The organism is Flexivirga endophytica (assembly GCF_014640635.1).
GTDB classification, from domain to species: Bacteria; Actinomycetota; Actinomycetes; order Actinomycetales; family Dermatophilaceae; genus Flexivirga; species Flexivirga endophytica.
In genome coordinates, this window is sequence record NZ_BMHI01000009.1 from 43,309 (window position 1) to 68,748 (window position 25,440).

General features: G+C 67.1%; 27 protein-coding genes, 1 tRNA gene and 1 riboswitch. Of the genes, 19 read left to right on the top strand and 9 right to left on the bottom strand.

Annotation, left to right across the window (positions count from 1 at the left end; translation table 11 throughout):
• Positions 1 to 206 precede the first annotated feature (206 nt).
• The 9 genes from IEX71_RS22770 to IEX71_RS21905 all read left to right on the top strand — a co-directional run bounded on the left by IEX71_RS22770 (position 207) and on the right by IEX71_RS21905 (position 8,080).
• Positions 207 to 1,013, top strand: coding sequence for a resuscitation-promoting factor (locus tag IEX71_RS22770; RefSeq protein ID WP_308421004.1), 807 nt, complete (start codon positions 207 to 209; stop codon positions 1,011 to 1,013).
• Between the two features lie 153 nt (positions 1,014 to 1,166).
• The gene (locus tag IEX71_RS21870) at positions 1,167 to 1,562 is read left to right on the top strand and encodes a VOC family protein (protein ID WP_188839221.1); all 396 of its coding nucleotides are present in this window, start codon (positions 1,167 to 1,169) and stop codon (positions 1,560 to 1,562) included.
• Between the two features lies 1 nt (position 1,563).
• Positions 1,564 to 2,163, top strand: coding sequence for a molybdenum cofactor guanylyltransferase (gene mobA, locus IEX71_RS21875; protein ID WP_188839222.1), 600 nt, complete (start codon positions 1,564 to 1,566; stop codon positions 2,161 to 2,163).
• Positions 2,164 to 2,252: 89 nt separating this feature from the next.
• Positions 2,253 to 2,372: riboswitch (SAM riboswitch) on the top strand.
• Positions 2,373 to 2,390: 18 nt separating this feature from the next.
• On the top strand, positions 2,391 to 3,152 hold the full coding sequence (locus IEX71_RS21880; RefSeq protein WP_188839223.1) for an IclR family transcriptional regulator: 762 nt from the start codon (positions 2,391 to 2,393) through the stop codon (positions 3,150 to 3,152).
• Positions 3,153 to 3,239: 87 nt separating this feature from the next.
• Complete coding sequence (locus IEX71_RS22710; RefSeq protein WP_268235984.1) at positions 3,240 to 3,374, top strand: hypothetical protein; 135 nt, start codon at positions 3,240 to 3,242, stop codon at positions 3,372 to 3,374.
• Between the two features lie 45 nt (positions 3,375 to 3,419).
• Positions 3,420 to 4,403: a TauD/TfdA dioxygenase family protein gene (locus IEX71_RS21890; protein WP_188839224.1), complete on the top strand. Its 984-nt coding sequence runs from the start codon at positions 3,420 to 3,422 to the stop codon at positions 4,401 to 4,403.
• 42 nt (positions 4,404 to 4,445) lie between these two features.
• Positions 4,446 to 5,309, top strand: a complete 864-nt coding sequence (gene rsmA, locus IEX71_RS21895) for a 16S rRNA (adenine(1518)-N(6)/adenine(1519)-N(6))-dimethyltransferase RsmA (protein ID WP_188839225.1) — start codon at positions 4,446 to 4,448, stop codon at positions 5,307 to 5,309.
• 5 nt (positions 5,310 to 5,314) lie between these two features.
• The gene (locus IEX71_RS21900; protein WP_188839226.1) at positions 5,315 to 6,244 is read left to right on the top strand and encodes a 4-(cytidine 5'-diphospho)-2-C-methyl-D-erythritol kinase; all 930 of its coding nucleotides are present in this window, start codon (positions 5,315 to 5,317) and stop codon (positions 6,242 to 6,244) included.
• Positions 6,245 to 6,283: 39 nt separating this feature from the next.
• On the top strand, positions 6,284 to 8,080 hold the full coding sequence (locus IEX71_RS21905) for an ABC-F family ATP-binding cassette domain-containing protein (RefSeq protein ID WP_188839227.1): 1,797 nt from the start codon (positions 6,284 to 6,286) through the stop codon (positions 8,078 to 8,080).
• 54 nt (positions 8,081 to 8,134) lie between these two features.
• Here the strand turns inward: IEX71_RS21905 and IEX71_RS21910 are convergent, their stop codons facing one another.
• Positions 8,135 to 8,986 (bottom strand): helix-turn-helix transcriptional regulator, encoded by an 852-nt coding sequence (locus IEX71_RS21910; RefSeq protein ID WP_188839228.1) that lies wholly within the window; start codon positions 8,984 to 8,986, stop codon positions 8,135 to 8,137.
• A gap of 101 nt (positions 8,987 to 9,087) precedes the next feature.
• Between IEX71_RS21910 and IEX71_RS21915 the strand changes: the two genes are divergently transcribed.
• Positions 9,088 to 9,843 carry an SDR family oxidoreductase gene (locus IEX71_RS21915; RefSeq protein ID WP_188839229.1) on the top strand — a complete coding sequence of 252 codons (756 nt, stop codon included), beginning with the start codon at positions 9,088 to 9,090 and terminating at the stop codon, positions 9,841 to 9,843.
• Positions 9,844 to 9,917: 74 nt separating this feature from the next.
• Here the strand turns inward: IEX71_RS21915 and IEX71_RS21920 are convergent, their stop codons facing one another.
• The 3 genes from IEX71_RS21920 to IEX71_RS21930 form a co-directional block, all read right to left on the bottom strand.
• The gene (locus IEX71_RS21920; protein ID WP_188839230.1) at positions 9,918 to 11,696 is read right to left on the bottom strand and encodes an ABC transporter substrate-binding protein; all 1,779 of its coding nucleotides are present in this window, start codon (positions 11,694 to 11,696) and stop codon (positions 9,918 to 9,920) included.
• A 377-nt stretch (positions 11,697 to 12,073) separates the two neighbouring features.
• On the bottom strand, positions 12,074 to 13,030 hold the full coding sequence (locus IEX71_RS21925) for an ArsR/SmtB family transcription factor (RefSeq protein WP_188839231.1): 957 nt from the start codon (positions 13,028 to 13,030) through the stop codon (positions 12,074 to 12,076).
• 212 nt (positions 13,031 to 13,242) lie between these two features.
• Positions 13,243 to 13,746, bottom strand: coding sequence for a MarR family winged helix-turn-helix transcriptional regulator (locus IEX71_RS21930; RefSeq protein ID WP_188839232.1), 504 nt, complete (start codon positions 13,744 to 13,746; stop codon positions 13,243 to 13,245).
• An 86-nt stretch (positions 13,747 to 13,832) separates the two neighbouring features.
• Between IEX71_RS21930 and IEX71_RS21935 the strand changes: the two genes are divergently transcribed.
• Positions 13,833 to 14,687, top strand: a complete 855-nt coding sequence (locus tag IEX71_RS21935) for a methyltransferase domain-containing protein (protein ID WP_188839233.1) — start codon at positions 13,833 to 13,835, stop codon at positions 14,685 to 14,687.
• A 30-nt stretch (positions 14,688 to 14,717) separates the two neighbouring features.
• Positions 14,718 to 15,068, top strand: coding sequence for a VOC family protein (locus IEX71_RS21940; protein WP_229749950.1), 351 nt, complete (start codon positions 14,718 to 14,720; stop codon positions 15,066 to 15,068).
• A 51-nt stretch (positions 15,069 to 15,119) separates the two neighbouring features.
• On the opposite strand, the gene IEX71_RS21945 is transcribed toward IEX71_RS21940, so the two are convergent.
• Entirely contained in the window at positions 15,120 to 15,743 is a 624-nt protein-coding gene (locus tag IEX71_RS21945; RefSeq protein ID WP_188839234.1) for a TetR/AcrR family transcriptional regulator, read from the bottom strand.
• Positions 15,744 to 15,867: 124 nt separating this feature from the next.
• Here IEX71_RS21945 and IEX71_RS21950 point away from each other — a divergent pair.
• A tRNA-Gln gene (locus IEX71_RS21950) sits at positions 15,868 to 15,946 on the top strand.
• A 66-nt stretch (positions 15,947 to 16,012) separates the two neighbouring features.
• The gene (locus IEX71_RS21955) at positions 16,013 to 16,846 is read left to right on the top strand and encodes an SRPBCC family protein (RefSeq protein WP_188839235.1); all 834 of its coding nucleotides are present in this window, start codon (positions 16,013 to 16,015) and stop codon (positions 16,844 to 16,846) included.
• Positions 16,847 to 16,855: 9 nt separating this feature from the next.
• Here IEX71_RS21955 and IEX71_RS21960 read toward each other — a convergent pair whose 3' ends face one another.
• Entirely contained in the window at positions 16,856 to 17,998 is a 1,143-nt protein-coding gene (locus IEX71_RS21960; RefSeq protein ID WP_188839236.1) for a sterol desaturase family protein, read from the bottom strand.
• Between the two features lie 61 nt (positions 17,999 to 18,059).
• On the opposite strand from IEX71_RS21960, the gene IEX71_RS21965 reads away from it, so the two are divergent.
• Positions 18,060 to 18,851: a GNAT family N-acetyltransferase gene (locus IEX71_RS21965; protein ID WP_188839237.1), complete on the top strand. Its 792-nt coding sequence runs from the start codon at positions 18,060 to 18,062 to the stop codon at positions 18,849 to 18,851.
• Between the two features lie 90 nt (positions 18,852 to 18,941).
• On the opposite strand, the gene IEX71_RS21970 is transcribed toward IEX71_RS21965, so the two are convergent.
• Positions 18,942 to 19,430 (bottom strand): hypothetical protein, encoded by a 489-nt coding sequence (locus tag IEX71_RS21970; RefSeq protein ID WP_188839238.1) that lies wholly within the window; start codon positions 19,428 to 19,430, stop codon positions 18,942 to 18,944.
• Between the two features lie 376 nt (positions 19,431 to 19,806).
• Between IEX71_RS21970 and IEX71_RS21975 the strand changes: the two genes are divergently transcribed.
• Positions 19,807 to 20,295 (top strand): hypothetical protein, encoded by a 489-nt coding sequence (locus IEX71_RS21975; RefSeq protein ID WP_188839239.1) that lies wholly within the window; start codon positions 19,807 to 19,809, stop codon positions 20,293 to 20,295.
• 178 nt (positions 20,296 to 20,473) lie between these two features.
• Here the strand turns inward: IEX71_RS21975 and IEX71_RS21980 are convergent, their stop codons facing one another.
• Both IEX71_RS21980 and IEX71_RS21985 read right to left on the bottom strand, forming a co-directional pair.
• Positions 20,474 to 21,919: an HNH endonuclease signature motif containing protein gene (locus IEX71_RS21980; protein ID WP_188839240.1), complete on the bottom strand. Its 1,446-nt coding sequence runs from the start codon at positions 21,917 to 21,919 to the stop codon at positions 20,474 to 20,476.
• A gap of 179 nt (positions 21,920 to 22,098) precedes the next feature.
• Positions 22,099 to 22,557, bottom strand: a complete 459-nt coding sequence (locus IEX71_RS21985; protein ID WP_188839241.1) for a GNAT family N-acetyltransferase — start codon at positions 22,555 to 22,557, stop codon at positions 22,099 to 22,101.
• Positions 22,558 to 22,681: 124 nt separating this feature from the next.
• Here IEX71_RS21985 and IEX71_RS21990 point away from each other — a divergent pair, with 124 nt between their 5' ends.
• From IEX71_RS21990 to IEX71_RS22000, 3 genes are all read left to right on the top strand, one after another.
• A complete protein-coding gene (locus IEX71_RS21990) occupies positions 22,682 to 23,626 on the top strand; it encodes a phosphotransferase family protein (protein WP_188839242.1) in 945 nt (314 codons plus the stop codon).
• A gap of 126 nt (positions 23,627 to 23,752) precedes the next feature.
• On the top strand, positions 23,753 to 24,109 hold the full coding sequence (locus IEX71_RS21995) for a YciI family protein (RefSeq protein WP_188839243.1): 357 nt from the start codon (positions 23,753 to 23,755) through the stop codon (positions 24,107 to 24,109).
• Positions 24,106 to 25,347 (top strand): RNA polymerase sigma factor, encoded by a 1,242-nt coding sequence (locus tag IEX71_RS22000; RefSeq protein ID WP_188839244.1) that lies wholly within the window; start codon positions 24,106 to 24,108, stop codon positions 25,345 to 25,347. Before IEX71_RS21995 ends, IEX71_RS22000 begins: the two co-directional genes overlap by 4 nt.
• Positions 25,348 to 25,440: the final 93 nt, after the last annotated feature.

A 25,440-nucleotide genomic window follows, 5' to 3' on the forward strand; every position in this document is an offset into this window, starting at 1 on the left:
ATCGTTACCAAAATTTGACCTTTGCCGGACCTGTGCGTCAGTGTGTTTGACGTTCAACCCAAGAGCAGGCACCCCCGAACGGCTGCGCACGACGCGGCCGGGCGAACCAGGCAGACGCCGTTCGCTCGCACGGGCCCCAGTGGTTCAGCTGCTGGATGTCGTGCGCCCATCGCCGCTCGACGGGACAGCCCGACATCGGAGAACCGTTGAATTACCGCCTGACCAAGACCGCCACGATCGCTGCGACCACCGTCGTCGCCGGACTGGGCCTCACTGCCTGCAACCCCGGCTCCTCGACCGGTGCGCACAGCGCAGCGACCAGCTCCTCGGCCAGCTCGAGCGCGACGCCGTCGTCGTCCAGCGCGAAGCCCACCCACAGCGCCAAGGCCACGCACAGCACGAAGGCCACGCACCGCGCCGTCGCCAAGAAGGTCTCGCGTGACGAGGCCCGTCCGAGCGTCACCACCCGGATCGTGACCAGCTCCGAGACCGTCGGATTCAAGACGGTCCGCAAGTACGACTCGACCCTCTCTCTGGGCAAGACCCGCGTGCAGCAGGCCGGCGTCTCCGGCGCGGCGACCGCCACCTGGCGCCAGCAGCTGGCCGGCAACGTCGTCAGCCGCACGACCCTCGTCAAGCGCGTCGTCACCAAGCAGCCGGTCAACAGGGTGCTCGTGATCGGCACCAAGAAGGCCGCCCCGAAGGTTGCGCCCAAGCCGGCGCCGAAGCCTGCTCCGACCACCCAGCCGAGCAGTGGCGCCGGGCTGGACCTGTCCCGCGCCGCCATGTGGGACCGCATCGCACAGTGCGAGTCCGGCGGCAACTGGGCCATCAATACCGGCAACGGTTACTACGGCGGCCTGCAGTTCGACATCGGCACCTGGCTGGGCGCCGGCGGTGGCAGCTTCGCTCCGCGAGCCGACCTGGCCAGCCGCGCAGAGCAGATCACCATCGCGAACCACGTCTACGCCTCGCGCGGCCTCGGCCCGTGGGGTTGCGCGAGCGCTGCCTGAGCGGCCGCCGCAGCTGATCGAGGCCGGGTCGCAGTCCGTTCGGACTGCGCCCCGGCCTCATCATGTATGGCGGGACACGTGGTCAGTATTGCCCTTATGTAACCGAGTGGGTACATTGGACGACATGATCGATCGACACGATGTGACGAGCTGATGTCGGACACCATTCGGCTCACCGGGACGACCGTGGACGCGCCCGATGCCCTTGCGCTCGCCCGGTTCTACGCCGAGATCACGGGCGGCGAGGTGGTCGGCGATGCGCGGTGGGCTGCCGTCACGGGGCCGAATGGCGAGGTGGCGTTCCAGCAAGCACCGGACTATCGCGCGCCGGAGTGGCCCGACGGCGCCATCCCGATGCAATTGCATCTGGACTTCCTCGTCGACGATCTCGAGGCGACCGGCGCGCGGGTGTTGGCGGCGGGGGCCAAGCGCTTGGATCATCAGCCGAACGCGGACCACTGCATCGTGTACGCCGATCCCGCTGGTCACCCCTTCTGCCTGTCGATGTGGGACAGCGACGATGCCATCGCCGGCGTCCGGAACGCTTGAGGTGACAAGCGGTTTCGATGCGGTCGTGCTCGCCGGCGGAGCGGGTTCGCGGCTCGGTGGTGTGGACAAGGCCGCCGTGGAGCTGGCCGGGCGGTCGCTGCTCTCGTGGCCGCTGGAGGCCGTCCGGGACGCCCGCAACCTCGTCGTCGTGGGGGAGACGGTCGCAGCGGTGCCGGAGCGCGCGTTGCGGGTCGTCGAGGAGCCGGCCGGTGGTGGCCCGGCTGCTGCATCGGTGGCGGGGTTGCGCGCCATACGCGACGCTGCGGACTGGACCTGCCTGATCGCGTGTGACCTGCCGGGCGCGGTGCGCGCCATACAGCTGCTGGTGGGGGCGGATGCCGGCGACGCGGACGGCGTGGTCATGGCTGCGCCCGACGGGCGCCGGCAATGGCTGCTGGGGCGATATCGCACCGCGGCCCTGCGCGCGGCCGCCGACGCACTCGGCGATCCGGCCGACCGCTCGATGCGCGCCCTGCTCGGCGGTCTGCGGCTGACGACGGCCACCGCTGCCGAGGGCGTATGGCGCGATGTCGACACCTGGTCCGACCACGAACAGTGGGCCCGGGCGCTGAGCGACGGACGCGAAGCTCCGCAGGCCTGACAGGGAACGTTACCCCACGTTGCCTATCAGGTTGATAGAGCATCACAGATAGTTGTCGATAGACAAAGAGGACGTTATTGTCTTGGCCAGGTGACGAGCGGCAGTGTGAAGCCCTGGCTGGCTGTCCGGCAACCCTCCATCCGCGGTGGGGTGCTCCAGGTGACCACCCGATGGGCTCGGCGACTCGGCCGGACCCATAAGCGCGATGGTGCAACGTGAGGATGGCCATGTCCGACTCGACCCGATCGGGCTCTCAGGCGATCGACAGGGCGCTGGGCGTCCTGGATCGCTTCGAGGGTGACCGAAGGATCGCCCTGACCGATATCTCCACGGAGTCCGGCCTGCCGTTGAGCACCACGCACCGCATCGTGCGGGCGTTGTGTCGCAGTGGTTACCTGGTCCGGGATGCCGATGCCTATCGGGTCGGACCGCGGGTGCAGGCGCTCGTGCCGCGTTCCGATGCGGAGATCGACGAAGTGGTGCCGTATATGTATGCCGTGGCTGCCGGGGCCAAACTGACCGTCAGTCTGGGGGTGCGGGATCGGTCCCAGGTGGCGAGGCTGGCGTCGGCCAGGCCGCCTGTCGAGCACTGCGCGTCCCAGCTGCCGGCGGATCGAGAGCCGTTGCACGCGACGGCGATGGGCAAGGTGCTGCTGGCGTTTGCGCCGGACGGGCCGGCGGCAGCGGTGCGCGGACTGGGCGACCTCGAAGCCTTCACTCCCCGCACGTCCACCTCGTATGCCGTGCTGGTCGCTCAACTCACCGAGGTGCGGCGCCGCGCATTCGCCATCGCGGACCAGGAGCGCGCCGAGGACGTGCGCGCCCTCGCGGTGCCGGTGTTGGGCAATGGCGGCGTGGTCGCTGCACTCGGGGTCCAGGCGCGGAGCGCGCGGCTGACCGACGAACTCGCGGCGCGGATCCTGCCTCCGCTGCGTCATGCGGCGACCGAGGTGGGTAGACGGATGCAAACCCTGGACAACGCCGGCTGAGTGGTCTTCCACGATGCGGCAGTGGCTTTGGCCGCTGCCAAAACATAACGCTACGTTACTGAATTAGTTAGCAAACATTTATTGAAAATGTCAGCGCAGGCAGCATCTCGGTGCGACTCAAGCCCGCTGTATGCCGGCATCGTCACCATCTCGGTGATCGGCCTGGCCCTCAACCACCTGCTCGTGCTCGTGGAGCGCCGCTTCTCGCGCTGGCGCGCCTGATCCGTTTCCCCGACCTCCATCCCCATCCACCAGAGAGGAACCACCATGACCACCCAGCTCGACGCACTCACCACCGACTCCATCGCCACGCAGGCGGCGCCCCAGCCGGGCTACGACGAGATCACTGTGCGCAAGGTCGGCGCGCACATCGGTGCCCAGATCGGCGGCGTCCGGATCGGCGGTGACGTCGCCGCCGCCCAGATCGCGGAGATCAAGGCGGCGCTCGCCGCCCATCAGGTCATCTTCTTCCGCGACCAGCACCATGCCGACGACACGGACCAGCGTGCCTTCGCCGCACTGCTCGGCACGCTGACCAAGCCGCATCCGACGGTCGCCGGTGACGGCGATGCCGTGCTCCCGATCGACTCCGACCACAGCAAGGCCAACAGCTGGCACACCGACGTCACCTTCGTGGACCGGATCCCGTCGGCGTCGCTGCTGCGGGCGGTCGAACTCCCGCCGTACGGAGGGACGACGGTGTGGGCGAACACCACCCGGGCTTACACGCGGCTGCACCCGGCCCTGCAGGCGCTGGCAGACAAGCTGTGGGCGGTGCACTCCAACCTCTACGACTACGCGGCCGAGCACGACGAGAAGCGGATCGGCGGGATCGATGTGAAGGAGACGGCCTACCGGGAGGAGTTCCGGCAGCTCGAGTTCGAGACGGAGCACCCCGTCGTGCGTGTCCACCCGGTGACGGGCGAGCGCACGGTGCTCCTGGGCCACTTCGTCCGCCACTTCGTCGGCCTGTCGAGCAGCGACTCACAGGACCTCTTCCGGTTGTTCCAGCGGCAGGTGACCCGCCTGGACAACACCGTGCGGTGGAACTGGCGATCGGGCGATCTGGCCATCTGGGACAACCAGGCGACCCAGCACTACGCCGTCGACGACTACGACGACCAGCAGCACCGCCGGTTGCACCGCATCACGCTGGCCGGCGAGGTGCCGGTCAGCGTCGACGGGGTCGCCAGCTCGATCCGCAAGGGCGATGCGAGCCACTACTCGCCGATCGCGGCGGTCGCTCCCTGACGGATGGGCGGCGCGTGAGCGACACCGACTAATGTCGGGCGGGTGACCGACCACGCCGACGCCGCGACATTGCTGACGGCACCCCGCGTGCGCGCACTGGCCGAGGACCTGGAGTTGCGGCCGACCAAGCAGTGGGGCCAGAACTTCGTCATCGACCCCAACACCGTGCGCAAGATCGTCCGGCTGGCCGGCGTCGGGCCGGACGAGAGCGTGGTCGAGATCGGCCCTGGCCTCGGGTCGCTGACCCTGCCGCTGCTCGAGGCGGCGGCGCACGTGACCGCGGTGGAGATCGACGCGCGGCTGGCGACTCAGCTGCCACTCACGGTCGCGGAGCTCGCACCCCAGCTGGCCGACCGGCTGCGCGTGGTGCAGCAGGACGCGATGACGCTGACCGAGCTGGCCGATCCACAGCCGACCGCGCTGGTCGCCAACCTGCCCTACAACGTCGCCGTGCCGGTGGTGCTGTCGTTCCTGGAGCGCTTCCCGACTTTGCGCCGGGTGCTGGTCATGGTCCAGCTGGAGGTGGCCGAGCGACTCGCGGCCGCGCCCGGCAGCAAGATCTACGGTGTGCCGAGCGTCAAGAGCGCCTGGTATGCCGACGTGCGCCTCGCCGACCGCGTCGGCCGCAACGTGTTCTGGCCCGCTCCCAAGGTCGATTCCGGGCTGGTGTCGATGGTCCTGCGCGAGCCGCCCTCGACCTCCGCACGCCGTGAGGACGTCTTCGCGTGCATCGATGCCGCGTTCGCCGCACGCCGCAAGACCTTGCGAGCGGCGCTCGCGGGATGGGCCGGCTCACCGGTCGAAGCCGAACGCATGCTCCGTGCCGCCGGCGTCGACCCGTCGTTGCGTGGCGAACGCCTCACGGTCGAGCAGTTCGCAGCCATTGCAACGCAACGCATAAGGTGACGGACATGGAAGCGTCGTCCTCGGCCCCGGTGACCGTCCGGGTGCCCGCCAAGGTCAACCTTGAGCTGCGCATCGGGCCGCTCGAGGACGACGGATACCACTCGCTGTCAACGGTTTTCCACGCTGTCGACCTTGTCGATCACGTCACCGTCCGGCCTGCCGACTCCTGGTCGGTCACCACGACCGGCATGGGAGAGGGCACGGTCCCTGACGACGACGACAATCTCGCGATGCGAGCCGCCCGGCTGATCGCGCGCCGGGTCGGCACCGACGAGCAAGTGGCGATCGAGGTCGTCAAGAACATTCCTGTCGCCGGCGGTATGGCGGGCGGCTCCGCCGACGCCGCCGCGGCGCTCGTCGCCGTCGACGCGCTCTGGGAGACCGGTTTCAGCCCCCGAGAGCTGCAGGAGATGGCCGCCGAGCTGGGCAGCGATGTCCCTTTCGCGCTGGAGGGTGGGACCGCGATCGGCTCACGCCGCGGCGAACATCTCGTGCCGGTGCTCAGCCGCGGGGTCTTCGAGTGGGTCTTCGCCCTGCACCACGAGGGCCTGTCCACCCCGGCCGTCTATGCCGAGTGCGATCGGCTGCGCGCCGGTCAGTCGATCCCCGAGCCGGCACCCAATTCGGCACTGATGGCGGCGCTGCGGGCGGGCGACGTCGATGCGCTGGCCGACAATCTGCACAACGACCTGCAGGACGCCGCGTGCTCGCTGATGCCGCGACTCACCGACACCATGACCACCGGGCTCGACAACGGAGCCATCGGCGCACTGGTCTCCGGGTCCGGCCCGACGGTCGCCTTCTTGTGTGCCGACCGCAACTCCGCCCTCGACCTGATGGTGGGGCTGACTGCCAGCACCATCTGCGATGAGGTCGTCAGTGCGACCGGCCCGGTGCACGGAGCGCATGTCGTGCACGACGTGCGGTCCCGCTGAACCTCGTCCTTCCCGCCATACTCGACTGATAGTGGTCTGATGCCCAATCTCATTGCTGCTGAGAGCATTTCGCTTGCCCTCGGCACCAACCAAGTGCTCGACGCCGTGTCTCTCGGTGTCGGCACCGGCGACCGCATCGGCGTGGTCGGTCGCAACGGCGGTGGCAAGTCGACATTGCTGCGCGTGCTCGCCGGAACACAACCGATCGACTCCGGACGCGTGACGCGCGTCGGAGGTCTGACCCTCGGGATGCTCAGCCAGGACGATCGGCTCGATCCGAGCGCGACGGTCCGGGACGCGATTCTCGGTGACCTCGCGGAGCACGAATGGGCCGGGGACCCGCGCGTCCGGGACATCCTCGGCGGGTTGCTCGGAGGCGTCGGCTTCACCTCCGTCGGTGGGCCGGATGCGGTGGTGGGCACCAAGTCCGGTGGTGAGCGACGCCGGATCGCGTTGGCGCAGTTGCTGATCGAGGATCCCGACCTGCTCCTCCTCGACGAGCCGACCAACCACCTCGACGTCGAAGGCGTCCAGTGGCTGGCCGAGCACCTGGTGCGCCACCGCGCCCGCCCGACCAACGCCTTCGTCACGATCACCCACGACCGGTGGTTCCTCGACGCGGTCGCGGACCACACCTGGGAGGTCATCGACGGGCGGATCGAGCAGTATGACGGCGGCTACGCCGCGTACGTGCTGGCGAAGAACGAACGCACCCGGGTCGCGGCAGCCACCGAGGACCGCCGGCAGAACCTGTTGCGCAAGGAACTCGCCTGGCTCCGGCGCGGTCCGCCCGCCCGGACCTCCAAACCGCGCTTCCGGATCGACGCCGCGAACGAGTTGATCAAGAACGAGCCCGACCCACGCGACGAGGTCGAGCTGGTCCGCTTCGCCACGACGCGGCTGGGCAAGGACGTCATCGACCTGATCGACGCGACCGTCGAGATCAACGGTCGCAAGCTGCTGGACAAACAGACCTGGCGCCTGGCGCCGGGGGAGCGCACCGGCATCGTCGGAGTCAACGGCGCAGGCAAGTCGACGGTGCTGCGCGCCGTCGAGGGCACCCAACCGCTCGCGGCCGGCAAACGCAAGCAGGGCCGGACGGTGGAGTTGGCGTTCCTCACCCAGGAGGTCCGCGAACTCGATGCCTATGACGGCATGCGTGTCATCGACGCCATCACCGAGGTCAAGAGCTTCATCATGCTCGGTGGCAAAGAGGTGTCGGCGTCGTCGTTGGCCAAGCGGCTCGGCTTCTCCGGACCGCGTCAGCAGACCCGGGTCGGTGACCTGTCCGGTGGCGAGCGTCGCCGTCTGCAGATCCTGCGGCTGTTGATGACCGAGCCCAACGTGCTGCTGCTCGACGAGCCGACCAACGACCTGGACATCGAGACGTTGACCTCGCTGGAGGACGTCCTCGACGGCTGGGCCGGCACGCTCGTGGTGGTCTCGCACGACCGCTATCTGCTCGAGCGCATGTGTGACCGGCAGATCGCACTGCTGGGCGACGGCCGGCTCCGGGAGCTGCCCGGAGGCGTCGAGCAGTACCTCGAATTGCATGCTGCTGCAAAGGAATCCGCGGCAGGGCCGCCTGCAACCGCTGCCGCTCCGGCACCGGTCAGCAGCGCGGCCGAGCAGCGGGAGGCGCGCAAGGAGATGGCTCGCATCGAGCGGACCCTGAGCAAGCTGGCCACCCAGGAGGAGAAGCTGCACACGGCGCTCGTCGAAGCAGCGACCGATCCGGCTCGGGCCACTGACCTGGATGCACAGCTGCGCGCCATACACGCGCAACGTGAGGAGCTCGAAGAGCGTTGGATGGAAGTCGGCGAGAGCGCCGAGTGACGGCTCCCTCACCGAGCGACGGTCAGATCTCGCCGTCGCTCGGCGAGGAAGCCGTCACTCACGGTCCGGGGCGAAGGTCTGGGTGCCCACCACGCTCAGCAGCCGGAGCTTGTCCTCGTCGTCGGTGTGCGGCTCCGCGGTCAGCACGAGCAGGGCCTGTGACTGGTCTTCGGTGAACAAAACCTGACAGTCCACCTCGATCGGACCGATCTCCGGGTGGATGAGCACTTTGTGGTCGGCGAACCGGCGCGCGACCTCGTGCTCGGCCCAGAGTGCGGTGAACTCCTCGCTGTGCCGCGTCAGCTCGTCGACGAGGCGGCCGGCGCGCGAGCTCTTTCCCATGGTGGACAACGCCATTCGCAGGCCGGCCACCTGGGCGTGGGTCTGCCTGTCGCGGTCCTCCTCGGGGTAGCGGCGGCGTTCGGTGTCGGGGTGCATGAACCAGCGGTAGATCTCGCTGCGCTCCCAGCCGGTGCGTGTCGTCGCATCGCCGAAGAGTGCTCGAGCGGGTTCGTTCTGGCAGAGGGTCTCGCCCAGCTGGTTGATGATCAGCGCCGGGGTGTCCGACAACCGCCCGAGCACCCGCAGCAGCGCCGGTGCGACGTGGTCGCCGGCTTCGGAGCGGTCCGGCGGGTTGTGTCCGGCAACGCGGAAGAGGTAGTCGCGCTGGTCGGCGGTCAAGCGCAGCGCCCGGGCCAGCGATGCGAGCAACTGAACGCTCGGTTGCGGGCCGCGCTGCTGCTCGAGCCGGGTGTAGTAGTCGGCCGACATGGTGGCGAGGAGCGCGACCTCCTCACGGCGTAGTCCCGGAGTACGGCGGCGTACTCCGGCAGGCAACCCGACGTCATCGGGTTGCAGCTCCCGGCGGCGGCGGGTGAGGAAGTCGGCCAGTGCCTCGCGGTCCATTCGTCGATTATCTGCCGGGGATCCCGATCGAGGCAGGGATCGGCGATCCCCCGATGAGCGGACTCTGGAGCGGCCTACCGGATCGGCGTTCACTCGATGACGTGAACATCAACGGACGCACCATCTTCATCCCGGGGGCAACGAGCGGCATCGGCCTTGCGCTGGCTCTCGCCCTGCACGACAAGGGCAACACCGTGATCGTCGGTGGCCGCCGGACTGAGCTGCTGGAGCAGATCGCCGCGGATCATCCGGACCTCGGCACGTTTCGGATCGACACCACTGATCCGGACGACATCACGACCACGGCGAAGGCGGTCATCGCGCAGTGGCCCGACCTCGACATGCTCATCCCGATGGCCGGCATCATGAGGGCCGAGGATTGGACGCGCAGTGGGTTCGCCGCCGGTGCCCAGCAGGTCGTCGAGACCAACCTGCTGGGCCCGATCCGGCTGATCGACGCGTTCGTCGATCACCTGCGGTCGCGGTCGGCCGCGACGATCCTGACGGTTTCGTCGGGCCTCGCCTTCGCGCCGTTGAAGGTGACGCCGACCTACAACGCGACCAAGGCCGCCATACACCTGCTCAGCGAGTCGATCCGACTGCAGCTGGCGGACACGAGCATCGAAGTCGTCGAGCTGGAGCCGCCGTCGGTGGCGACAGACCTGATGCCGGGTCAGCGGGAGAGCACGTTCGCGATGCCGCTGGACGAATTCATCGCCGAGGTCATCGAGCTGCTGGAGACGCAACCGGACGCGACCGAGATCCAGGTCGAGCGCGTCAAGTTCCTCCGGTATGGCGAAGCGCGTGGCGACTACGACCAGGTCGTCTCGGTGCTGAACGAGTCCGATCCGCACTGAGCGCGTCGGAGGCCTACGACGAGAGCATCGCCGCAGGCCTCCGGCTGACCGCTCATCCGGTCAGATCATTCAGCTCACTGCGTGACCCAGAGCTGTGACAGGGTCGGCATGCTGATGATCGGGTTCAGCGCGACGTTCTTGACGTTCTTGCCGAATGTCGCCGTGTTCATCGAGTAGCGGTCCGGCAGGCCGGGCACGTACTTCGTCATGATCTCCTTGTCGAGTGCGGCCCACTTCGGCGCGGCCTTGGTCGGGTCCATCGCACTGATCTTGTCCATCTCGGCGTTGACCTTGGCGTTCTTGAACTGCCCGACGGTGGTGCCGTCCGGGATGCCCTCACCACTGAACAGGACCGGGTAGACCGAGTCACCGGTCGGCCAGTCGTAGCACCAGCCCGGGGTGCCGTTCATCATGTTGACCGGCGCCTTCGGGTCGGCGATCTTCTTGGTGATCTCAGCAGCAGGGACCGGGATGTCCTTGACCTTGAAGCCGGCCTTCTGCAAGCCGCTCTTGCGGGCGGTGTTGGCCGCGACCGACTGTGGCTTGTCCCCTTGGTAGTAGTACTTCAGCTCGAAGCCCACCTTGCCGGCCTTCTTCAAGATGGCCTTGGCCTTCGCCGGGTCACCATTGCCCTGGCCGGTGGCGTAGGGCAGCGGGTCGTACTTCTTGAAGCCCTGCAGGCTCGGTGCCGCGTAGGTGGTCGCCGGCTGGTAGTTGAGCTTCGAAACGCCGCCCGCCTTGCGGATTTGGTTCCACGGCATGGCGTAACCGACCGCCTTGCGGATGTTCAGCGGGATCTTGTTGACGTTCATGTTGACGTAGTACTCACACGACGACGGGCCGATCGCGAACTGATCCTTCTGCGCGCCGGTCACCTTCGACTCCAGCGATGCGTCGATCGCATCGATGCTCAAGGTGTTGGAGCCGGCGCCGCTGTTGGCCAGGATCCGCTGCTGGGAGGACAACGGGGTGACCGCCAGGTTGATCTGGACCTTGTCCGGGTAGGCGTGCCGCACCGGGTCACTCTTGGGGTCCCAGTACTTGTTGCGCGACAGCGTCAGCTTGGAGCCGATGTTGTAGGAGTCGACCTTGTAGGGGCCGGTGGTCAACGGGTGCTTCTGGTAGTCGCCCTTGGTGTCCTTGGCCTTGGGCACCGGGGTGAACTCTGGGAAGGAGGCGAAGTAGTTGAACGAGGGAACCTTCTTGACCAGGTGGAACACCAGGGTGTCGTCACCCTTGGTCGTCACACCCTTGAAGTTGGCGTCCGGCTGCTTGTAGGGGCCCTTGTAGTCCTTGCCACCCACGAGGTACTGGCGCTGGTAGTCGGTGCCGTTACGGGCGACGCTCTCCTTGGCGAAGGAGCGCTTCATGCCGTAGACGAAGTCCTCGATCTTGACCGGCGAACCGTCGGAGTACTTCAGGCCCCTGCGGATCTTGAAGGTCCAGGTCAGCCCGTCCGCGGACGGTGTGCCGACACCCTCGGCCAGGTCCGGCACCAGCACCGGCTTGCCCTTGACGATTTTGTATTGCGTCAGTGTGCGGTACATGTACTGCGTCGCGAACGCGTTCGAGTCGATGTAGTAAATGCCGGCGGGGTCCATGGTGGGCGGGTTCGAGTGGTCGTCGATGTAGAGCGTGCCGCCCTTCTTGGCACCCTTGACCTCCGGAGCCGGGCCTTTCAGGTTGGGATCCTGCGCTTTGACGGCGGCGTTGGTCTGTTGCGCGGCGGCGGTTTTTGCGCCGTTGCCACTGCCGCTGCCACCGCTACCCGACGGGCCGCCACTACTGCACGCAGCCAACGAGACCGCAGTGACGCCCGCGGCGCTCAACGCAGCCAATTTCGTCAATCGCATTGTCAATTCCCTTTCTTGTGCTCCCGAAACTATTCGGGACGCATTGGTCCATCTGTTTCGTTCTGGTGCCCGGCGCATCGACTATTGAACCCGTCCTCCGACATCGGGAATTCACCGATACACCGTCAATCCCGATCGCCCATGAAATGCCGAGCACGAACCCTGAAAACAAAGTCGCGCAACGGAATTGCGCGCGCACACTCCCGGACCGGTCGGTTGTGTCCGCGCCCCCAGCATCGTTGCCAGAAGCAATTGGCGGCCCCCGTGGCGCCAACGTCCTCTGTATGAACACACTTGACCGGGCGACACATGAAGTCCAGCAATCACGTGCGATCGCGATCAGATCGCAATATTCGAAGAGGCTCGAATCTTGCAATTCACGGGATGCTGGACAGCAGTTGCCGGCCTGTGGGGGAGAGTTCGTAGAACACGTTGTGGCGGTGACGTGATCGCTCGAGAAGGCCTGCTCGCTGCATCACTTTCACGTGATAGGAAACCGTGGCGGTTGCCAATTGGAGTTCCTCGCTGAGCTCGGTGGTCGTCCGCGCCGAACTGAGATGGCGAAGGATCGCCGCTCGGGTAGGACCGAGCAGCCGGCGCAGTCCGGTGACCGGGTTCACCGGCTCGGATGCGACGCCGATCGGGTAGGCGACGAACGGTTGCTGTCCCTCGAGTCGCATGGCCAGGCGTGGCCCATAGAGAGCCGTCGGTATGACGACCAGCGCCGACTCGCCCGCGCCGAGATCCGTGCAGCGGTCGCACAGGCCGGGCGCGCCGTCCTCAGACGAGAGTCGTTCGTGCACCGCGTTGAGGGCAGCGCCGATCCCACCGGTCTCGGCCAGTCGGGTGCACCGGTCGATCTCCGCACGCAGTGCCGCCTGTGCGGTATCGAAGACATCGGGCATGCCCCCGGTCCAGAACAGCTCCAAGCCGTGCGCGGCCCGTGCCGGCAGATCGCCTTCGCGCAGTGCGGCCACGACTATCGGGGGCAACGCCCGGTCGCCGAACGCCTCCCAGACCTCGACCGCCGCGCGTGCGTGATCGGTGCCCCGAACCTCCTCGAGTTGCGCTGTGACGACGTCCGCTGAGGACACCTCCGGCGGAGGCGGGGCGAGGAAATCGGGAGTGGGCTCGTCACGCGGTGGTAGGAGTTGGGCCACGAGCGCCACGTCGGGGCGGTCGAGCAACTCTCGCGCGGCGCGCGTGGGGGCGCCATACGTGGGGTCGGTCGCCTCGTCACGGGTGAGGCGCAACCAGCCGAGCGCTTCCAGGACGGGCGAGATTGCCCACCGGACGTTGACCGGCGCGCCCGCACTCAGATCGACGGTGATCACGTGCCGAGCCCTCCCCGCACTGATGAAGCGGCAGGTCCACCGCTGGTCCTCGGGACGTGGGCGGAGCGTCTCGCCCGACGGCTGAGTGGCGGTGCCGACGTCACGTGAACCGATTTCATCGTGCCCCGCTGTCGGCGGGCTCACAACCAACGTTGCCGAATCGGGACCTTACGGCCCACTGGTTCGGCGCCGGCGGTTCGGTCGCGGGGTCGTCAGTCGGTGGGGTTCTCGACGGCGGAGAGCAGCGTGCGCAGCGAACCTGCCAGGGCGGTGCGGTCGCGCACGGGCAGGTGGGCCAGGATCGCGCGCTCGTGCTCGAGCAGCTCGACCATCGCGGCGTCGACCGCGTCCCGGCCGGCGGTGGTCAGCCGGACCAGCACGCCGCGGCGGTCCTTCGGAGCCGGGTGCCGCTCGACCAGGCCGCGGCTCTCCAAACGGTCGACGCGGTTGGTCATCGTCCCGCTCGTGACAAGCGTCTGCTGCACGAGCGCGCCGGGGGAGAGTTCGTATGGCGCGCCGACGCGTCGTAGGGCCGACAGGACGTCGAACTCCCAGCCGTCCAGGCCGTGATCGGTGAACGCCCTCCCGCGCGCCTGGTCCAGCAGCCTGGCGAGCCGGGAAACGCGGGAAAGGACTTGTAGTGGCTCGACATCCAGGTCGACACGTTCGCGACGCCAGGCATCGACGATCTGGTCGACCTCATCGCGCTGCACCATGAAGTCAGTCTACTCTCGAGTTTCTTGACATCGAGACATCTCGGAGTATCTTGACATCAAGATAAACTCAGAATGGGGTGGCTGGTATGGCGACATGGGATCCGCAGCAGTACGAACGCTTCTCCGACCTGCGCAACCGGCCGTTCGGGGACCTCATCGCTCGAGTCGGGGCCGTGGCGCCGGAGCGGGTGGTAGATCTCGGATGCGGCAACGGGCCGCTCACCCTGAGCTTGGCGGACCGCTGGCCGCGGGCGCAGATCACCGGTGTCGACTCCTCGGATTCGATGCTCGAGCGGGCTGCTGCGCTCGACGTGGAGCACCGAGTGCATTGGGAGCTCGCCGACGTCAACGGCTGGGAGCCGGACTCCGAGCCGGAGGTGCTCGTCACCAACGCCACCCTGCAGTGGGTGCCGGGACATCTCACGCTGATCGACCGCTGGCTGTCCCGGCTGCCCGACGGCGGCTGGTTCGCGATGCAGGTCCCGGGCAACTTCGACGCACCGTCGCACCGGATCATCCGCGAGGTCGCCCGAGCGCATGACCGGGCGGCCGACCGTGCTGGGGTCCCCGCGAAGTATCGGAGCGAGGAACGAGCGGAGAACTTCGTGGGGTGGCTCGAAGGAGCGTTGCGGGATGCGCCGGTCGAGTCACCGGAGCGATATGCCGAGGCGCTGGCGGCACACTGTGGGCACGTCGACGTGTGGGAGACGACATACCTGCAGGTGCTGGATCCGCAAGGAGCACAACGAAGTCCGGTGCTTGAGTGGGTCAAGGGGACGGCGCTCAGGCCGCTGTTGGACGTGCTCGACGACTCCGAGCGTGCGGCATTGCTCGAAGAGCTGGTCACGCGCTTCGATGTGGCGTATCCGCGGGCGCCATACGGCACGCCGATGCCGTTCCGCCGGATCTTCGCAGTCGGCCGGAAGGGCGCGTCGGTATGACGGCGCGTCGCGGTCACCGGGCTGCATCACGTGCAGATCGCCTGTCCGGCCGGTTCGGAGGATCGGCTACGCGAGTTCTACGGCGGGGTGCTCGGTCTGCCGGAGATCCCCAAGCCGCTGGTCCTCGCCGCGCGGGGCGGCTGCTGGTTCGCGGTCGGCACGACACACGAATTGCACTGTGGCGTCGAGGAATCCTTCACTCCTGCGCGCAAGGCGCACCCGTGCCTGCTGGTCGCGGACGTCGATGCCGCGGCCGACGCAGTGGCGACAGCCGGGGGCGTGGTGCGGTGGGACGACGCGATCCCGGGCATCCGCCGATTCCACACCGACGACCCGGTCGGCAACCGGGTGGAGCTCCAGCAGGCTGATCCTGCGGGTTGAGCGCCGCCCCGAGTTGCCGGGAGCTTGCGGAGGCGTATCGAAAGCGCCGGGTCAGAGCGTCTTGAGCTTCGGGTCCTTCTCGATGCCGCCCAGGCCGTACCAAGCCAGGTTGACCATGTGCGCCGCCACGGTGTCGCGCGGGAGCGACGAGCCGGACTCGATCCACCACTCGCCGGTGAAACCGATCATCCCGACCAGCATCTGCGCATAGATGGGCACGACCTCGACGTCGAGGTTGTTGCGCTTGAACACCTCGATGACGAGATCCTCGACCTGCCCGGCGACTGCCGACATGATGCTTGCGGCGGAGCCATTGCCGTGCCAGGTGGGCGAGTCGCGCAGCAGCACCCGGAACGCGGCCGGCTGCTCCTCGATGTAGCTGAGCAGTGCGACGGCGCCTCGTTCGAGGATCTCGCGTGAACTCCCGCCCGATGTCAACGAGCCGACGAGGTGGTCGAGCAGCTGGCGCATGGCGCGGTCGACGACTACGGCATACAGTCCCTCCTTGCCGCCGAAGTGCTCGTAGATCAACGGCTTGGTCACGCCGGCCGCCGTGGCGACGTCCTCGACGGTCGTCGGCTGCACCCCGTGCTCGGCGAAGAGTTTCTCCGCGACCGAGATCAGTTGTTCCCGCCGGTCGGCGGCGGAGAGGCGAGCGCGTTTCTTGGGAGGCATGCCCCCATTCAAGGGGATAGCGCCGACTCGCGTGTGCGCCGCTGCGAGATTGTTGTGAAGCGTCGACCCGATATGCCATCCGAATCGATCTGGCCTACCCTTGTCCGGTCCCCTTCGGGGGCGTTCCCCGGTTGCTCTGCTGGTAGGGGCCGCCTGACTTTGAATCAGGATTAGCGACGTTGGTTCGATTCCAACCCGGGGAGCCGTTTGTTCGTGACTTCGCCTCGCGCTCGTCCGGACAGACATAGAGTCGGCTGCAGGGGGTTCTGATGGCCGGCACCGAGTTGCAGAACACACAGTTGCGGCAGATCGACGGGGGAGCCGTGCTGCTGTTCAGCCGAGCCGTTGAGGCGCAGATCGAGCGTGTATGGCGTGCCGTCAGCAAGCCGGACCAGATCGGTGCCTGGTTCGTGCCGACCGGTCCATGGGTGCCGGTCCGGGAACTCGACACGTTGCTCGGCAGCCCTGTCGGTCAGGCAACGGTCGGCGAGGCGCCATACGAGATCTGTTGGGTGAAGGACGACGATCGCTACGATTTCCGGCTGGCCGCCCGCGGTCCGCACACCCTCGTGGAACTGAGCGTTCCGGTCGACGAGCCGGAGGACGCGCCGGCTGCGGCGGACTTCGTCGATTCGTACCTCGATCGGCTGGCGCCATACCTCGCCGGTGAGGACCTGGCGCACCTCGCAAGCGTCGACCTCGACGAGACGCAGCGTCGCATCGTGGCCTACGCACGACGGTTCGGCGTCGATCCGGCTCGAGGACTCGAAATGGTGGCCGGCATCCGTGCGGCCATCGAGAAGTCGGCGCACGCGCAGCCGTGGCATTTCGAGCCGAGCCAGGAAGCAGCCGACGCGTTCGAGGTGCGTATGACGGCATACGTGCGGGAGCACAAGGAAGCGTTGGACGCAGCGATGACGCGCCACGGTGACGACGATTCCGCGCTGATGACAGCTCTCGACGAGTGGATCCTCCCTACGGCCACGTCCGTCGAGCAGGTCGGGGCACGGCACCTGTTCGTGCTCGACCGCTATTTGGCCGACGAGTCGATCGCTATATCCGACCTCGAATCCGCTTGGCGACAAACCCATTCGGACCGGTAGCGCAGGCAGTCAGGCGGCCGGGGTGAGCCGAGCTTTCTGGCGGCCGTAGGCCCAGCCAGGTGTGCGCAGCAAGTACGACCAGCGGTCGTTCCAGGAGTCGGCACTCGCGACGTCCTTGAACATGTCGACCCACTCGTGACCGGCGATCTTCACCGGGTTGAACGTGTCGATGTTGGTGGTCAATCCGTAGACCGGCTGGGCGTTTTCGGGCTCGAACGTGCCGAAGAGCTTGTCCCAGACGATCAGGATGCTGCCGTGGTTGCGGTCGAGATATTCGCTGTTGGTGCCGTGGTGCACGCGGTGGTGTGACGGCGTGTTGAGCAGTCGCTCCAACCAGCCGATGGAGCGGACTGCCTCGGTGTGGATCCAGAACTGATAGATCAGGTTGATCGCGCGAGCGTTCATGATGTGTGCCGGTCGCACACCGAGCAGGGCGAGCAGGCTGTAGGGAATGTAGAGCGTCATCGTGTCGCCCCACGGCTGCCGCAACGCCGTCGAGAGGTTGTAGTGCTCACTGGAGTGGTGCACCTCGTGCATCGCCCACATCCAGCGCACCTCGTGATCGAACCGGTGGTTCCAGTAGTAGATAAAGTCCCAGCCGAGCACGGCCAGGGTCGCGACGACCGCGCCGTCGCCGAGGTCCAGTGGACTCCGGGCGAAAAACTTCTCGCCCGTCGTGCGGGCGCCCCACTCGGTGGCGACCACCAGCACCGTCGATGCGACCGCGATCGCCGCGACGCCGCCGGTGACGCGCCGCAGGACCGGCTGCACCGGTGTGGTGTCGCCGGCGGATTGCGTCGTCCGGTTGAGCTCGCGAGTGTCCCAGCCGGCCACACCCGCCTGCCCGAAGTCGTCGCTGCGCAGCTTGCGGACGACATCGAGCGCGGTGGTCGTCGCCGTTGCGGCGACTGCGACCGTCATCGCAGTCTTGGCGGCCTTGCCGTGCTTGGCAAGCGGCCCGAGCAGCGCTTTGGAGACGTATGGCGCCACGAGGCTGCCCAGCCCCATCGACAGGCTGGCCATGGTGTCCTTGAACTCGTAGTCCCCGGCACGCGTCCCGGGATCGACGGGATGCTTGCGTTGCCAGGCGTATTCAGCGGCCATCGCGCCGACGAACGCCGGGATGGCCATCACCGTCAGATCGAGCTTCATCGGGTCAGTGTCGCTGATATTCGGCGGCGCGGCCGGTGATTGGGGCGTACTTTCGGTGCTCATGCGCACTCGTCTCTCGCCGGGTCGGCGGACCGATCTCGGCATCCTGCAGCTCCAAGGGGCCGACATCGCCGACCGCGGCGATCACCTCGTCGTCCGGTCGCCGCGGAATCCGTTGTTCCACTGGGGCAACTTCGTGCTGGTCACCAGCGGTGATCCGTCCGACGCGGATCGGTGGCTTTCGGTCTTCGCCGCCGAGTTCCCCGAGGCCGAGCACATCGCGATCGATCTGCCGGAGTTGCCCGACGACGTGGCGGCATACGCGGCACACGGCGTCGGGATCGACACCGACGATGTGCTGACGAGCACGAATCTGCCGCAGCTGCGTCCACTGCCCGACGGGTATGCCGTGCATCAGCTGCTCTCCGATGACGATTGGGAGCAGGTGGTCGGCAGAAACGTTGCCGAGAACAACGCGACCGGGGAGCACGAGCCGGTCGGGTATGAGCGCTTCTCCCGTGACCAGGCGGCGCACCGTCGAGCGCTCGTCGCCGACGGCGACGCCGCGTTCTTCGGAGCGTTCGCCGGCGCCGAACTCGTCGCTGATCTGGGCATCGTGCTGCTCGACGACGGGGCGCGCTACCAGTCCGTCGGCACCGCGGCCGAGCACCGCCGTAAGGGTCTCGCTGGTCACCTGCTCGGTGTCGCGGCGCGATGGGCAGGTGAACGCGGCGCCGGCGAATGGGTCATCGTCACGGAATCGACCAACCCCGCCGGCCGGCTCTATCGGTCACTCGGCTTCGCCGGGGCCGCACAGAACGTGCGGGCGTACAGGTCCACTCGCCCACGCTGAGTTCCTTCTCGCCGGCTGCGCCCGATCGCTGAGGATCACGAGAAGTGCGGGCTCCCAACGGAGCCCGCACTTCTCGTCATCGTTGCGACGTCACCACCAGGTGGTGAGGTTCATCCACCAGCCGGTCGAGGTCCGGATGCCGCCGGCAGCCCGAATCCGGAAACTCGAATAGTTGGACGTGCGCACCGCCGTCGACCAGATGTTGGTCTCTGTGCCGCGAGCGTTCTTCGCGCCGCACGGCCCGACGTGGGTGTGACCACTGTTGTTGGTGACATCCAGCCAGACTCGATCACCCTTCCGCAGGTGACCTCCGTTGGCGTTGCTGATGCGTGCCCAGCCGTATTGGTGCCCGTGCAGATTGCCGTAGCGCACTTCGATCTTGAGCGTGTGTCCGTACTTCGTCACGTAGGACGTGCGAGCGGTGTGGACACCCGTCGCCGACGCGGGGTTGACGGTGCCGCACCGGGCCGGCGGAACGGCTGCGTGGGCCGGTGCCGTGCCGGCGACCGCGCCCACGGTCGTGACTGCGGCCAGCGCGACACCTATCGCGGCCAGTCGTTTGCTGCGTGTGATTTCCATCTGATGTATTCCCCTGTTTCATCGAATCGGCGAATCCTCCCGAATCGCCGGCACCGCGAACGGCGCATACTCCCTGTGGCGAATCCCCTGAATCACCAGCGCCCTTCGGGCGCGTCCGGTGCCGTGGTCGACGCGACGTCCGAACCGGAACCCATGAAAAATACACCCGGATACAAGTGTTGCCAAGGGATTCCGAACATTCCGGTGCCGATGGTGCGGATGTGAAAGTCGAGAGTTGTGCTCGTGGCGACCGGTCGGCGGAAGAAGTTCGAGGGCGTCTGTTCATCTGCCGCACGTAGGCCGCGCCACCGACGTGCACGATGGAAGGCCGTCAGCCGAGGGCATGGAGCGCACGGACGCAGCTACGTTGGTATACGTGAGCTATGGCTGGCGCGACTTCGGCACGGGTCATCTCGACGAGGTTTGTGACGAATGTGGATTCGACAGTAGGTGTGCGGAATTCGACGTCGATCTGCGCACCGCCATCGCTGCTTTGTGTCATCTCGCGGGAGACTCACGGGCAGGTTCACGGCCCGAGCCCGGGACGTGGTCGGCCGACGAGTACGTGGCTCATTGTCTCGACCAGGTGGGAGAGGCCATCTCCGTGATCGACAACGGTCGCCCCGAGCCGAAGGCAGTGGTTTCCGGTTTGGAAGATGCCGACCACCAGGTGAAGTCGCTTCTTTCTCGAGTCGCTGGCACCGATAGCCATCGGCAGATTGATGTCGGCGGGCCTTTTCCAGCTTCACCGGCATGGATGCTGGCTCATCTCCTTCACGACCTTGAGCATCACGTGCTCGACATTCGCCGTGGTTACGCAAAACTCGGCCTGGAGCGTGTGGCGGGCCGAACCATCGAACGATGACGCGCTGAGGGATTACGTATCGTCGGGTGAATCGGCAGCCTTGTTCTGGGAGAACTGGCATTCGCGGTCGTGGCCGTTCGTGTGCCGAACAGTGTGCATGTGCACGGCTCGCCGACGTAGCGCGGAGCAGCGACGCGTCGCCGAATGTCTTGCCGGCAACGGGATTTCGAGGCTGGGCTCAGGCTGCTGCGGTCTGGTGGCCTGCCATCAGTCCGGGTGTGAGGTCCCAGTGCACGTGGTCGGGTTGTATGTCGGCGGTGTAGCCCTTGCGGTGCACGGTTTGGTGGTGTCGGCCGCAGAGCATGGCCGAGTTGGTGAGGGAGGTTTCGCCGCCTGCCCACCACGGTCGGACATGGTGCACTTCGCAGAAACCCGGTGGCCGGCCACAACCAGGGAAGCTGCACCCACCATCACGCAGGATGACCGCGGCCCGGATCGCTTTGGTAGCCAACCGTTCTCGCCGGCCCACATCCAACGGTGCGCTGGGTCCGCCGAGCACGGCCGGGATCAGATCCGCCGTGCACGCGAACCGGCGAGCAGCACCCGCGTCGACCGTGTCACCGGTGGTCGTGGACGCCGCACCCACACCCTTGGTGAGGGTTTCCAGGCCCATCGTCAGCAACACGGTCGCCGCACTGGATTGGGTGCCTTCCCCGGTCGCCGCGCGGGCGCCGGCACCAACCAAATCAAGTAGGGCGTCCAGGCGTCGCTTGCCGGGCGACCGCTCATCGCGCACGGATTCAGAGCTCTCGGCCGTGTTGTCGGGACTGAGGCCGAATGCTGCACCCGACCCTGTGCCGCGGCCAGCCTTACCAATGTCGTCAGGGTCGGTAGCCCGAGCTGTGCTGGTGTCGTTGTCGGTCTGCTCGTCGGTCGTGTCGTGAGTGTTGTCAGCAAGTTTCGCGGGGTCGGGTGCGGACTTGGCGTTGATCGCGTCTTTGAGGATCGCCGCGTTCGCCGGCGACAACTCCGCCACCAACCGCGTCATCCCCGTCGGGGTCGTCGACCAGGTCAACGACTCGGTCCGCTCCAACTTCTCATCGCCCTGGGAGAGTTTGTCGGGGTCGAACCGAGCGATGATCTGCCGCGTCAACTGCGTCAACCCCGCACACCTGAGGGCCGGGTCGAGCTGCAGGTACCAGCCCAAGATCTCCTCACGCTCCGCGGTCGGAATCACCGGTGCCACCTTGTCCGCCTGCGTCAGCGCGGTCCGTGCCGATTCCACCGAACACGAACCGTCCCGCAACGCGGCCGTGATGACCGCGTTCTTCCGGTCCCGGCACGCATCAGCCACCGACGCCACCACCCGCAGCGTCCGCGGTTCCACCGGGACATCGCGGACCTGCCCGCCCAACCACTGCGCCGTAGTCGCAGCATCGGAACCAACCAGCACGCCACGAGTCACCGCATCCGAAGCCACCAACGTCACGACCTGCGCGGACCGGCCCAGCAACCGCAACAACACCGACACCAACTCGGCCTCCTGCTCCTGGCCCAGTTGGTGCACCGCGCCGGGAACCTCGTCCAACAACTGCTCCGCCGCCTGCAACCCGGCAAGCACTTCCGGCCCCCGCCCCGGCTCCGCGACCGGGACACCATCCAGCACGGATTGATCACCGATCATGACGTGAATCCCCTTCCCCTGTAAGCATTTTCGCTTACCTACAGGATACCGCGCGGCACCGTCGATCGCCAGACATGAATCGAACAAACTTCGGGACGTTCTCATACGGGGTTCCGAGATCGGGAAGCCGTGATGCAGCGCACGGCCCGACGTCCGAAGCCAGCCAGGTGCGGCGGCCTTTACAGCGGAAGAGTCATCTGGAGCTCCCCGTCGTTGTTGGTTCCCATCACTGTGAAGCCCGCGGACTCGTAGAGCGCGATCGCAGATGCGTTGTCGGGATCGACAGTGAGACGCAGCGCCCGGCAGCGCTGATCGTGCCGGCCGAGTTCGACAAGGCGGCGCACAGTTGCTCGGCCGAGACCCTGCCGCTGATGATGTCGGTCGATCAGGAGATGAAAGATTCCCAGCGATCCATCGTGTGAACGCCGATCGGCGACAGTTACCACCCCGACGACCTGCACCCCTTCGCGAATGAGGAACGGCCACCAGTCGACGCCGCCGGCACGCACAGCCGACTTGGCCAGTATCACGAGCAGGACGGGCTCGTAGCCGGCCACGTACCGCGCCTGTGGCGCGGTAGCTCTCACGTTGAGTCCTTCGCGCCAGTTGGCATCGGTGACGGTTTCGAGCTGAATCATCTGCGTCACTGTGCCGTATCCGTGTGAACCACGCTGAGAACCAACCTGATTGCGGTATCGCACGGGCACTGAAGGAGCGCGAAAGCCAGCATTGCCGATTGCCCCGACGAATAGGCTCGCAGTCATGTCCGACGACGACTGGAGAGAAGGCGCGTTCACGAAGCGCCGACCGTCGCCGGCGACACTCGCCTGGGTTGCGACGTCGATGGGCCGCGGCAGCCGCGTCGTTGGGTGTCGCCGAATGACCGGAGGCGTCTCTTCCGCCATACATCGGGTGACCGTCGAGCGACGTGGAGTGCGAACGTTCGTCGTGCTGCGGCAGTACCCGAAGGGGCTCTGCCTGGAAGGGACTTTGCGGAAGGAGATCGCCAACCTCGAACTGGTGGCGGGCAGTGGGCTTCCGGTCCCGAGCATCTTGAGTGCCGACGTTTCAGGGGCCTCGACCGAGGGCGAGCCCTCGCTGCTGATGACCCGGTTGCCCGGTCACGTCGACCTCAACCCGACCAAAACGAGCTCGTGGATGACGAGGATCGCGGAACTCGCCGTGTTGCTCCATTCCCTCGATCTACCCGCGAAGACGTTCAGGCCCTGGACGGATTCTTGGATCGCCCCAATGGGGGCGCTACAGGTGCCGTCCGGTGCACGAAAGCCGGCTGTCTGGAAGGCAGCGTTCGACGTCATCGCGTCCACGCCACCGACCGACACCGCCGCCTTCCTGCACGGCGACTTCCTGCCGGTCAACATGCTGTGGTCGCGCGGGAAGATCACCGGCCTGATCGATTGGAACGGAGTCCATCGAGGGTCGCGCGCGATCGACGTCGGCCTCTGCCGGCTATACCTGGCTGCGCTCTACTCGCCCGAGTGGGCGGAGCAGCTTCGGGCGCGCTACGAATCGGTCGCCGGAGTGAGCCTCGATCCCTGGTGGGATCTGTATGCGCTGCTCCACCACAGCGACGACCAGTCGAAGTGGATCCAACGACAGGTCGCCGGCTGCCGGCCCGTCGACCTGCCCGGCATGACCCCCCGGGTCGAGGCCGTTGTCGAGACGGCGATTGGACGCCTCGGCTGACTGCCATGACCCACGCGACAACGTGCGAATAACAACGTTGCGGCCGATGTCGATTCGCTCACCCGCCGTTCGTGTAGTTGGTGAGACGCTGGCACGAGGTCGGCGTACGAACCCAAGGAGAACGCCATGGCTCAGTACCTGCTCAAGATGATCCAGCCCGTTGGCGAAGTGCCGGACCAGTCCGTCCTCGGACCGGTGATGGAGAAGCTCGGCGCCATACAACAGGAGCTGGCGGCACAGGATTCGTGGGTCTTCGGCGGGGGACTGCACCAGCCCGAGACCGCGTCGATGGTGCGCCCCGGCGACAGCGGCCCCGTGGTCACCGACGGACCGTTCGCCGAAGGTGCCGAATTCGTCGGCGGCGTGACGATCATCGATGTCGAGGACCTCGACGAAGCGTTGCGTTGGGCCCGTCGGTATGTCGAAGCCACCGGCCTGGCGACGGAGGTCGCGCCGTTCATCGCCGGTATGCCGAGGGCATGACTCCCGACTCTGGTGGGGTAAACGTCGGTGCTGTCTTCCGCAGCGAATACGGCCGCGCGGTGTCCGTGCTGACCGGCGTCCTCGGCGACATCGACCTCGCCGAGGACGCCGTGCAGGCGGCGTTCGAGATCGCCATACAGCGGTGGCCGCAGGACGGAGCGCCACCGAGCCCCGCAGGCTGGATCATCACCACCGCCCGACGGCAGGCGATCGATCGGATTCGGCGCGAACAGAAGCGGGACGACAAGGAATCGGCCGCCCAGCAGCTGATCGAACAACAGCAACCCGAGCCGGAGGAGGTGCACGCCGTGCGTGACGACCGACTGCGGATGTTCTTCACCTGCTGCCACCCCGCGCTCGCGCCCGCAGCGCAGACGGCGCTGACCCTGCGCATTCTCGGCGGCCTCAGCACCGCCGAGATCGCGCGCTCCTTCATCACGTCAGAACCGACCATCGCACAGCGAATCGTCAGAGCCAAAGCCAAGATTCGCGACGCGCGCATCCCGTTCCGCATCCCGGACGACGCCGAGCTGCCCGACCGGCTGGACGGTGTGCTGCGGGCGGTCTACCTGATCTTCACCGAAGCGCATCTCGCGACAGCCGGCGACGAAGCCATGCGCGACGGCCTTGCGGCCGAGGCGATCCGGCTGGCGCGGCTGCTGCGCGAATTGATGCCGGACGAACCGGAAGTGACCGGCCTTCTCGCGCTCCTGTTGCTGACCCACGCGCGCCGGCCCGCGCGGCTGGACGAGGCCGGCGAGCTCGTCCCTCTCGACCAGCAGGACCGAGCGTTGTGGGACCAGGACCTCATCGCCGAGGGACACGACCTCGTCCGAGCCTGTCTGCGGCGCAATCACCCCGGCAGCTATCAGATCCAGGCGGCGATCGCGGCCGTGCACACGGACGCGCCGGCCTTCACCGAGACGGACTGGTCGCAGATCGTCGCCCTCCATGACCAGTTGGCCGCGAGAGACCGCAGCCCGGTCGTCGCACTGCACCGGGCGATCGCGATCGGTGAGCGCGACGGCGCCGTAGCCGGACTGGCGGCGCTCGAGCCGCTTGCGGACGACCGCACGATGCAGCGGTATGCCGTCTTCCACGCCGCCCGCGCGAGGCTGCTGACACTGCTCGGCCGTATGGCGGAGGCCGACGCGTCATACGAACGCGCCATCGGACTGACCGGCAACTCCGCCGAGCGCCGCGCACTGCAGCGCCGCCGGTCGGAGGGCATGCCCTGAGTCCCGACGCCGGAGCCGACGACCGGAGCACCACCGACAGACCGGTAACATCGCCGCGGGTCCGCACGCGCACCACGGTCCCGCCATCCCGCG